General features: G+C 47.3%; 10 protein-coding genes. 1 reads left to right on the top strand and 9 read right to left on the bottom strand.

Features of this window, described 5'->3' with window-relative positions; genetic code table 11:
- Positions 1 to 17 precede the first annotated feature (17 nt).
- The 9 genes from J4G02_22700 to J4G02_22660 all read right to left on the bottom strand — a co-directional run bounded on the left by J4G02_22700 (position 18) and on the right by J4G02_22660 (position 8,026).
- Entirely contained in the window at positions 18 to 1,868 is a 1,851-nt protein-coding gene (locus J4G02_22700; protein ID MCE2397319.1) for a hypothetical protein, read from the bottom strand.
- A 480-nt stretch (positions 1,869 to 2,348) separates the two neighbouring features.
- Positions 2,349 to 3,155: an NAD(P)-dependent oxidoreductase gene (locus J4G02_22695; protein ID MCE2397318.1), complete on the bottom strand. Its 807-nt coding sequence runs from the start codon at positions 3,153 to 3,155 to the stop codon at positions 2,349 to 2,351.
- On the bottom strand, positions 3,133 to 4,002 hold the full coding sequence (locus J4G02_22690; protein MCE2397317.1) for a hypothetical protein: 870 nt from the start codon (positions 4,000 to 4,002) through the stop codon (positions 3,133 to 3,135). Before J4G02_22690 ends, J4G02_22695 begins: the two co-directional genes overlap by 23 nt.
- Positions 3,999 to 4,682, bottom strand: a complete 684-nt coding sequence (locus tag J4G02_22685; protein MCE2397316.1) for an NAD(P)-dependent oxidoreductase — start codon at positions 4,680 to 4,682, stop codon at positions 3,999 to 4,001. The genes J4G02_22690 and J4G02_22685 overlap by 4 nt, the downstream gene beginning before the upstream one ends.
- Positions 4,683 to 4,741: 59 nt before the next feature.
- Complete coding sequence (locus J4G02_22680) at positions 4,742 to 5,554, bottom strand: nucleotidyltransferase family protein (protein ID MCE2397315.1); 813 nt, start codon at positions 5,552 to 5,554, stop codon at positions 4,742 to 4,744.
- Positions 5,555 to 5,694: 140 nt separating this feature from the next.
- Positions 5,695 to 6,006 carry a hypothetical protein gene (locus J4G02_22675; GenBank protein MCE2397314.1) on the bottom strand — a complete coding sequence of 104 codons (312 nt, stop codon included), beginning with the start codon at positions 6,004 to 6,006 and terminating at the stop codon, positions 5,695 to 5,697.
- A gap of 31 nt (positions 6,007 to 6,037) precedes the next feature.
- Positions 6,038 to 7,303, bottom strand: coding sequence for a collagen-like protein (locus tag J4G02_22670; GenBank protein MCE2397313.1), 1,266 nt, complete (start codon positions 7,301 to 7,303; stop codon positions 6,038 to 6,040).
- Positions 7,304 to 7,573 carry a hypothetical protein gene (locus tag J4G02_22665; GenBank protein ID MCE2397312.1) on the bottom strand — a complete coding sequence of 90 codons (270 nt, stop codon included), beginning with the start codon at positions 7,571 to 7,573 and terminating at the stop codon, positions 7,304 to 7,306.
- Between the two features lie 252 nt (positions 7,574 to 7,825).
- Positions 7,826 to 8,026, bottom strand: coding sequence for a hypothetical protein (locus J4G02_22660; GenBank protein MCE2397311.1), 201 nt, complete (start codon positions 8,024 to 8,026; stop codon positions 7,826 to 7,828).
- A gap of 99 nt (positions 8,027 to 8,125) precedes the next feature.
- On the opposite strand from J4G02_22660, the gene J4G02_22655 reads away from it, so the two are divergent.
- On the top strand, positions 8,126 to 8,932 hold the full coding sequence (locus J4G02_22655; GenBank protein ID MCE2397310.1) for a hypothetical protein: 807 nt from the start codon (positions 8,126 to 8,128) through the stop codon (positions 8,930 to 8,932).
- The last annotated feature ends 655 nt before the right edge of the window (positions 8,933 to 9,587 follow it).

Below are 9,587 nucleotides of genomic sequence, written 5' to 3'. Positions count from 1 at the left end.
TATTCGCATCTATATCGTTACCTCCGAAACATATTTGTAACCAAAATTAAATCCAAGACATTCACCTGTCCATCCCCGTCTACATCTGCCTGTGGGAGCGCAAAAGGCACGCCGACGTTCTGCCCTACAACCGTAAGATCGAGAATATTGACCACACCATCGCCATTGACATCTGCGTCTATTCCATATTCGTGCTGCCAACCCCGCGCCAATTCAAGCACTTTATGCACCTCCACATATTCATCTTCCAAGTGAACTACACCCCAAATAGTGAGCAGTGGTATAGCACCCACAAATTCATTATAACGTAGTATCTCATTATGACGAACTGGATCATCATCAGGAACAATTGTAGAAAATCCAATGGCGTGAACAAACGGGGAAAAAAGAAATATGCTAATCAGATGCGGTTTTAATAGATGATCACGCATTAAGGGACGTTGTGCAAAACCCGCATAGGCAAACGTCGCTTCATGAAGCCGTTCACCTCCTAACACAATGCCCGGCATCGCTTCTGCCAATTCCTCGTGCATCAACGCCATCCCTTGACCCATATTTAATCCATCAATCAAACCATTGCCATCGTTAATCACAGAAAAGCTAGCGTCAAGAAAAAAGGCGTCAACAGGGTATTCCTCCCATGCCGCCTTTAGGTTTGAGACAAGTAGGTTTCGCCACTCTGAACTTGCAGCACTAATGTGGGCGAGAGGAAACCGCGCAGGGTGGGGGCACGGTTCGTACCAACATTCACTAATAGGTTCTCCGGTCCATGTATCTCGATATTGATACTGTTGAAGATGAGGGTAAAGCGGGTGGCTTGGTGAACAACCGTGCGCGATTGCGTGAAGCATCACCCGAAATCCGTACTGATCTGCAGCTTCGAGAAAAATTGGCAACTTTGAATCTGGAAAATAGTCTGGATGATGTGTGGCACTTCCTCTTGTCCACCATTCCCCTCCGACAGCCCAACCTTCCAAATATAATAATGTTTTCGCCGGATCTACGAGCTTGGCTAATTTTTTTGGCACACCAACCATACCCGGGTTAGCACGCACAACTAATGTAATATCTTCAGTCCACGGTATATCCGACAACCGCCGCGGCTGGAATGCCCGCTCCATCCAGTCCCTATAAATCCGAGCCGGCACCCGCCAGCCACCGGCGTATGTATTGAATCGCCACATCGGCGAGCTGCCTCTGGTATGCACATCAAAAGGCGCTTGATTGTATGCCCCAAAGTTCAAAGCGAATCCATCGTCCGCCCGCTCATAGACGAACCGCTTAAACTGTAAGGTATTGTCCGTATTCCTGATATACAACCCACCGCGTTCGCCTTGGGCAATAGCAAGTTGTGCTTCCCAAGCAGAGCTAGGGTAGAAATGACTAAAAAAGTTTCTTGGGCTGGTTGCGTCAATAATCCGTCCACCGTCGCTCGGAACTATAACTGAGAGGCTCTGAATATCCAAATAACCCATTCCCCACTGCATTGCGACGATCCCCAGTGTATCCGACACGACCTCCATGTCAATAAGCAGATCGTCTGTCATCGGGTCTACTGCAATGGAAAGCAGAATCTCAGTCCCCTCTTGACGATAGAGCAGTTCTACTGAATTTGTGGACAGTTGTGTCGCAGAAACAAGCGTCGCTGTTCTGGTCAAGACTTTCTTATCTCTCCAGTAGACTCCCGTGTATCCTGGTTCTCCACGAGGGTCCGGGTGGGTATAAGTCTCGTCGGTCAGCTTATTGTAGATATATTGGATAACCCCTTGGTTAAACTGGACCGATTCACCGTCAATGGTGATGTTGCCATAGGCAAATGTGGCAAGAAACAAGCAAAGCAGTAACGCATAAAGCGTAAAGCGTTTCATGGTGTATCCTCCTTTTTACCTATTCTACCACAGTCGATCCAATCATGTGCAGCGAATACCTTAACACTCTCCATCGGGACGCCGGCATTTTCCATATTCTCTACTATACTATGTACAATTTCTATCTGTTTAATGTTTTGTTTTCAACTGTTTGCTGACTTTTCATTAAGTTTCTTCCGGGAACCTAACTTGCAGAAAAAGGATTTCGGATATAACCAACAGCAGCCCCAGCGGGGCGGAATGTTTATAGATAGATCAAGAACAAACTGTCTTTAGCCCCAGCGGGGCGATATGTGCATATTGGCAGAACCGCGGATTAGAGCATCGGGGCAAGATACCCCTCCCACAATTTATAGGTCGATTTTCCATAATCGACGATCTTGCTATTGCTCAACAACCCTAAAAATTGTACTAACTTTAGTATTCTCTAAGAACCACTCGTTCCTATCGGGACGACGACTGAGATTCGCATGCAGGATCTTATCTATCACTATGCAACTCTTTTTCTAAGCGCGGCAGTTCCGTTTCCAGTCTCACCTGGGGCGACCAACCCGGCAGCAGATTGAGTCCGCCAATCTTGTCATGATGACTTACAAACTTGAATCCGCCGTCTGAGGCTTTGTCAATCCACTGATAATCTTTCCACTGAACGAGTCCCGCTAATTCCTCGTTAGTGTAGAATTTATCTGATGAAATTTCAAATATGCCACGTGGCCTATTATCAAGACAGTTCTTGATTGCTTCGACCACATCATGGACATGCACATATCTGCGTTTCCAGCCCCGTATCAAAAACTCTATATCGTGAGATGCCAACCGCCACGGGACTGAACCGACATGTGCTTTTTTGTTCACCTCTTTTCCCCACATCACACCCGGTCTGATAATCGTTGCATCAGGCAGTATCTCCTGCACCAAATCTTCGGCGACCGCTTTCGTCCACCCGTAAGGTGTGCGTGATTCCGGCTCCGACTCGGTCGCCGACACAACGAAGGAGGAAAAGAATATGAATGGAATGTCGGCGTTGATAGTTCTAACGGTTTTAGCCAGTAGATATGTGCCGTAAGCGTTCCACAGATAGATGTCCGGATCATCACACTGATTATTACTGATAGCACCACAGTGAACAACCGCTTCAATATCACGCCCCATCACCGAATTCATGTCATCAACCCATTCAGTGAAACTTCCGCGGACATCAAGTCCGACAACATCGTGACTGTTTTCTAAACCAACCCGAATATGGCTACCCACAAAACCTTTATCACCTGTCAAGAGAACTTTCATCAATAACCACCTTTCCATTTATCTTCTTTGCACGTTGACCCCATGTATTGTTCGCCTTCAGACCTGCATGGGATTCTGGTAAATCCACAATCCATTTTGCTGTCGGATTGCTATGACTGGGTTCCGCAGATTCCTTGTCGAGATAGTTATAATACTCCCTATCAGAATCCACACAATCCATCCACTTTGACAAACATAGCGGACGGCGTATGAAGAACCATTGGTCCTTCACACGATACACATCCGGCTGCTCACTCATCCGTTTCATAAACACGGTATCTAGATTATGTATATGCTGATATTGATACCGCGCTAATGTGAGACGCGCACCTTTTGGCGTGTAAACGTTACACGAAGCACTATCTCCAAGATAATCGCTGTAGAGATCGTTATTGTAAGATTCGTATACATCACCTTTGCTTTTACCGTTTACCTTGTAGAAAGTTTCATACGCTTCCTCAAAATTTCCATAAAAGAACTGGATAACGTTAAAATCATCCGCTGAATTGATTACCCGTTCAACATGCCCAAACTCACAACCGAATACGGTGTGATCCTGCATCAGTATCACGCGCATATCTTCAGGATATTCCGATATCCGTTTCAGACAGCTTAGATATGACCAAGTAACACATTGACTGCCAGTCCCTCGTGCCTCCGGAAAATCAACATCAGGAAAATCATTGCTGAATCTTTCTCTTGCCTCCTGACGTGAATAATCCGCAGCATCGTAGCCATAATAAAACTCAATAATATCGTCAGGAACTCTTTGAGCAAACGCTGCACCAAGCCATGCCGCACGACGATCTATACGACGTTTTAAATTAATGCAAACTATGCGTATCATAATAATCCCAAATCCTTCGCCTTCGAGGTGTCAATCATCACCGCCGGCGACAAGTTCAATGAGTGCGCCGGCACCACCTCACCCTCCCACCCATACTTTTCTTTGATATAATCGGGCAGGTAGACATCCGTTGACCCGATGTTATAAATCCCGTAGAACCGTGTCCGGTTATTCATTGCATGGAACACAAAGCTCTGATATACACGCTCGACAACCTTCCAGTTCTTCAACTTCGGTCCGAAGTCCTTTTCCGAATCCGTCTCAGTATCAACACGGGGAAGTCGGAAGATAAAGCAAGCGTCCTTCGGGAGGCTCGCCTCCATCAGAATTTTGCTCGCGCCATAGCTGTTATATGGATAAAGCGGCGCATCCTCCCTGAGCCGTTCTTGTAGATCAATCGGACGACGGTAGACCGCAGTGGTAGAGAATGTCAGGAACGGTATACCGATATTCGCAGCATAGCCGCACATATCTACCGGCATCTTAACATTCGCTCGCATCAACTCCTGAAATGTAGCATTTTCACAGGGAGGGATACCCGCAAGACCCGCAGCGTTCACCACACCCCGCCAATCCCAAATCGCATCTTTCCACTCATTCCGATGCACTACCTGAAAGTCATCCAGTCCCAAGAAGCACGAACCAACCAGCCCTGCGCCGACCACACCTATTTTTTTCACTTATTCCCTCCACAATCTACCCAATTTGGTGTCGAGATATGAATCTCGACCTACAAGTGCTAAATTTCACGTTTTTCCGTTCCCTCGTCTTCTCGCTTTCTCGCCTGCCCACAATCTACCCACTCGTGATAATAGGTCTGAAACGGCGTTCCTTGATCAATCATCATCTGGAGCGCGTGGGTGAACTGGTACTCCCCGCCCAAGCACCGTCCCGAATTGACCAACTTGTTCAGGCACCGGAACAGCCGCCGCGATTCACGGATATAATAGATCCCCGTCATTGCCAATCCGCCCTCGTCCCAATACGGCTTCTCTACCAACCACTCCACCCGTCCCGGCATCGGTGAGTTCGTCCTTGGCAGATGCCCATTAGGATAACTGACGATTGCCATGCCGTAGTTTTTCACATTCCCACGCCACTGAACCCCGATCTGGGATTCCTTTTTGGACGTTATCGCGCTTACCAGACTCATGCCGTCCACACAATGACGGTTGACCGCATCGTCCGTATGGATCAGCACTGGAGGATTCCATCCCCCCCTCAGTCTCCCTGCTAGCGGGGGGAAGCGAAGAGGAGTAAACACCTCCTCCCGCGCTTGCAGAACTGCATGACCAAATCCCAGTGGCGCATCTTGCCAAACAAACTTGACCGGCGTATCCAAAAAGGAACGATGGACATGATCGATAACCTTCTGACCGTGCTGTAGGCTGAGGACAAACACAATTTTATCAAACAATCCAGATTCATCTATCGGACGGACGATATGGTCAATAAGCGGTTGCCCTGCATGTTCAAGTAGAATTTTGGGAGTATGTTCTGTATCAGGGCGACGGCGCGTCCCTCGCCCTGCACAAGTAATTATTGCAATCATAGTTAAAAAGTTAGCCGAAAATTGTATAGCCGTTTCGAGCGCTGTACATGCGTGCCCCAGTTTTCGCAACGTCCCACCTATCGTTTTGTGGTTCTACGCCAACAATTGACAATTTATTATTGTCATATACCAAAAGCGAGTTATAAGCATGTTTTTCCGCTATAATCTACCACGAGCCCAACCCCATTCACATCAAACCACATAGGTACTTGACCGCAAAGTGCAAGTGCGAAATTATCGCAATCCCAATAATCAGTCCGATACTGTTTCTTGTCTACCTGCGACAATGCACGATAACGTCTATCAAGGAATTCTCCATGCAGATTCTTCAACCGCGAGTTTCTATACGCTTCTACGACTTCTGCCCTCGACACATCGCACACATGCCGTTTGACAATTCTGCGAACATCCCTGCGGTAAAGCCGTTTTGCCACGATTTTGTCCCCTTTCATCTCACATCTACTATAACCAACTTTGGTTGCCTCATTCCGATAAAATGTAGTATTGTCCTGATATATTAAAGGGGCCTCTTCCGCCTATGTCACCCCAATCATAACCGCTACCTGTATCTGCGCCCATTAGTATCCGAATTGCATCCTCATCACTAGCTGGTGTTGATTGCTGCCTACGTTGACCAATGACTGCATTCGGATAGAAATCAAGCGGGAAACTGATCTGACCACGGCAGTTGATAAATGTTGTGCCGGCAGGGGGCAGTAGACTAATCCTAACTTGTTCAACAACGCCACTAAATCCTTGCATTTCAAAAGTAAGATTGAATTGCACAACGTTACCAACTCGCATCCATGTTCCATGCCACCCCGATAACTGTGGTGTGGGCGCGAATCCGGGCGTTGTCGAATGAGCAAGCGTCGTATTATCGATAACAACCGGGTTATCCCATCTACCTGAAGCGACGACGATATCCGCTTCAGCCTCCGTCTCACACCCAATCAGAATAATATGCCGGAATTCACCCGTGTTGTTGCCTCCAACTATATTGAATGTGCGAGTTGCTTCTACCCACTCGACATCATTTGATGCACCAATTCGGTATCGCCTACCATTCACTAACACAGCGGTCTTGAGCGTATTCGACCGTAACTCGTTGCCTTCGTGGATAGCGATGTAGACATCATTATAGTTGCCATAATCCTCTGGCAGTGCGATTGATCGTAGATTCTGCGTTCCGTTTGGATCATTTAAGACAGCCAGCGAATGACATGGCCCCATGCCGTCCCGTCCGGGGGGTCCCTGTGGTCCAGGCTCGCCTTGTGATCCGGGTTCACCCTGTTCGCCACGTTCACCCTGCGGTCCCCGTTCGCCACGTTCACCTTGCTCTCTGCGTTCACCTTGTGGTCCAGGCTCGCCACGCTCACCTTGCTCTCCGCGTTCACCCTGTGGTCCCTGTTCTCCGCGTTCACCTTGTTGCCCTTGCTCGCCGAATCTGCCGGGGCGCGCTTGCGTGAACTTGATGACATATTCCTCGTTAAGCGTTAAGTCCTCTGGTATAGATTCCACGCGGATACCGTTTGTTTCATCGTAATCGGCGGTTATCCTAGCAATCGCAATTCTCTCACTGCTCTGGAAAAACCCGACGAGTCCTCCAGCAATTATAGATACGACGAGTACTGCATCATCGTCGTTCAGGTCTCCGATTTTCAGGTAGATGTCACTGTTCACCGTCTCGAATGTAAATTCGGTGTCAGTGTCCGAATAATCTGTGGACTTCACATAGGTGCGCGCCATTTATGGTGGATCTCCTAATGTTGAGGAAAAAGTTATCCTTGCACTAGGTGCAGCAGGTACTGGGATAGGCACTTCGTCTACTGCCGATATACAGATCCACTCCCCGTCCCTCGAATAGGTGCATACCTGCTTGCTCTTATCCTTCTGTCGGAGGATTACCGTTTGCCCATCGCTTGGTCGATCCGGTAATTTATCAACCGTCCGTGTCCGGTCCTGCTTCACGACATCAATGCGTGCCGATTGGTTCCTTGGATTTCTATCAAATTTCATTACCTTGTTCCTCCACAAATCCACGCGAACCTTCACTGATTATAGTGGATCTTAGAATTAATGAGACACTCCAAACTGGGGAGGTAGGAAAACGAAACTACCGTTCTATCGTTTGGTAGGCGCTGTTTCTAACTGCGCCTATTCGGTGTGGTTGGAAACCGCACCTACCGGGTGGCGAAAGCGCCTATTTGTTTTTAGAATCTACCATGACCTATCGCTAAGTTCACTGGTTCATTAGTTCCTTGAACCACATCATGCCTTGAAGGTAAGATATGCTTCGGTCGCACTCGCCACGGTCTCGTCAAACGTGTCGCCCTCAACGACGAAGCCGGGGATCGAATAACACCGTGCAACGAAAGTGCCGTCCCGTTTCGCCGTATACACCGTCACCGGCGAGCAGAACATTATTGATGAATCAATCATAAATCTGGGAATGCCTGCGTTAGCACCCATTTATTATTCCTTTAACAGGGTTTTTGGCTTGTATTTTGCACCAACAAAATATAGAATAATCTGACAATCTACACCAATCTTTTATCAAGGGAGGCTATCATGCAATCGAATCGCCTGTTTTACATCGGTCTGGGTTGTTTATTTTCGACACTGTGCTGGACAATCACCACGTGGGCGGCTCCAAGCAAACCAGAAGATATAACCTTTGAATTGCTCAAGCCTATAAAGCTCGCTGATGGTACCGACAAAAAGTCCTTCACCAAAGCCGAGATTCAGACCCTTCGAGATCAATCAATTTTGCTATGGAAGGGCATCCAAGATAAAGGGGCAGAATTAACGAACGACAAAAAAGAAAAAAAACATGTGCGTACTTGCAAGGAATATGATGATGCACTTGAGCAAGGCTACTTCCCCAATACAATGGCTGCTATCGCGGATGCTGCATGGTTCAAGTATCCATGTGGTACGCTTAACTTACTTGAACAAGCAGTCAAGCCAAAACGAAGTTTCCTACCGCCCTCCGAAGAACTGTTCAATCCCAAATTACTGCCCCTTGCCCTGTTTCCTATCATGACCGATTTTGAGCAAGCATATGGGTACAATATTGAAAATGAAACCTATCAAGATCGCGTGGACAAAGGTCTGCTCAAGGTCATAAAACCGGAACGAAAATCAAGCCCGTTCGATATTGCTTACACAGACGATGGAATGGAACAACGCCTAACTCAAGTCGTTCGCACCGACTTTAATGGTGACGGTCTCGCAGATGTGCTACTCTACGAAGCTACCTATGCCATAGGAGGCTCACATCGGTTCTATGACCTTATCATCTTGACTCGGAAATCAGCTGACAGCAAATTTGTAATAATCTTCAAAGAAGGCTCAACTGACTCTGAGTTCCATTAGCCGGCGTTATAAGGGTCATACCCCTGTTGGAAGATCGAGTCCATTCATCATCAGCAGCAATTCTCCTTTAATCGTGATCACTCTATTCTTATTGAGTAGTCGATCATGAATCGAGGGATACTTTCACGCATATCAATCTCCGCCCGGTGGATAGACTTCGTTTAGTCAACAGAATCCGTAGGTCGAGATTCATATCTCGACACACTTTGGTCGCTAGTGTGACCGTCTCAGAAATCTCATGATTGAACGATAGGCTCCCCTCAATCGTGCTTTCGGCAACGTCGATTTTAGTCAAAGGTATCATCATTCGTACTGACCGTAGAACCTCTTAACAACACATCCCCTGATTTAGCATCAAGCATAAGCAACTTAAAAGTCCGACGATACCGCTCAGCAAGGGACAGATGCCGAAGCACCGAATTTTTGTAGGGGTTGGGTCCCCCAACCCTTACTCCGGGCGGGGAAACCCCGCCCCTACGATTTCGCTTCGCATTTTGCACTTTCTTTTTACATGAGCCTCATAAAATTATCATATTCTCTATCAATCGCCGCATACACTTCATCGACACTCTTAAAAAGCAGATACGTATTTGATGCCAACACCTTAGCGTACCGATTCACAAAGTCGTGTCGCCCACGTTTCCGCTTATCCAGT

This window comes from Candidatus Poribacteria bacterium, assembly GCA_021295755.1.
Taxonomy (GTDB): domain Bacteria; phylum Poribacteria; class WGA-4E; order WGA-4E; family PCPOR2b; genus PCPOR2b.
Note: the sequence above shows the minus strand (reverse complement) of the source record. Positions and strands in the feature narration are given on the sequence as shown.

Excerpts from the sequence above, each read along its gene's own strand:
- J4G02_22700 (MCE2397319.1), bottom strand. The coding sequence starts at position 1,868 with ATGAAACGCTTTACGCTTTATGCGTTACTGCTTTGCTTGTTTCTTGCC.
- J4G02_22695 (MCE2397318.1), bottom strand. The coding sequence starts at position 3,155 with ATGAAAGTTCTCTTGACAGGTGATAAAGGTTTTGTGGGTAGCCATATT.
- J4G02_22690 (MCE2397317.1), bottom strand. The coding sequence starts at position 4,002 with ATGATACGCATAGTTTGCATTAATTTAAAACGTCGTATAGATCGTCGT.
- J4G02_22680 (MCE2397315.1), bottom strand. The coding sequence starts at position 5,554 with ATGATTGCAATAATTACTTGTGCAGGGCGAGGGACGCGCCGTCGCCCT.
- J4G02_22675 (MCE2397314.1), bottom strand. The coding sequence starts at position 6,006 with ATGAAAGGGGACAAAATCGTGGCAAAACGGCTTTACCGCAGGGATGTT.
- J4G02_22670 (MCE2397313.1), bottom strand. The coding sequence starts at position 7,303 with ATGGCGCGCACCTATGTGAAGTCCACAGATTATTCGGACACTGACACC.
- J4G02_22665 (MCE2397312.1), bottom strand. The coding sequence starts at position 7,573 with ATGAAATTTGATAGAAATCCAAGGAACCAATCGGCACGCATTGATGTC.
- J4G02_22660 (MCE2397311.1), bottom strand. The coding sequence starts at position 8,026 with ATGGGTGCTAACGCAGGCATTCCCAGATTTATGATTGATTCATCAATA.
- J4G02_22655 (MCE2397310.1), top strand. The coding sequence starts at position 8,126 with ATGCAATCGAATCGCCTGTTTTACATCGGTCTGGGTTGTTTATTTTCG.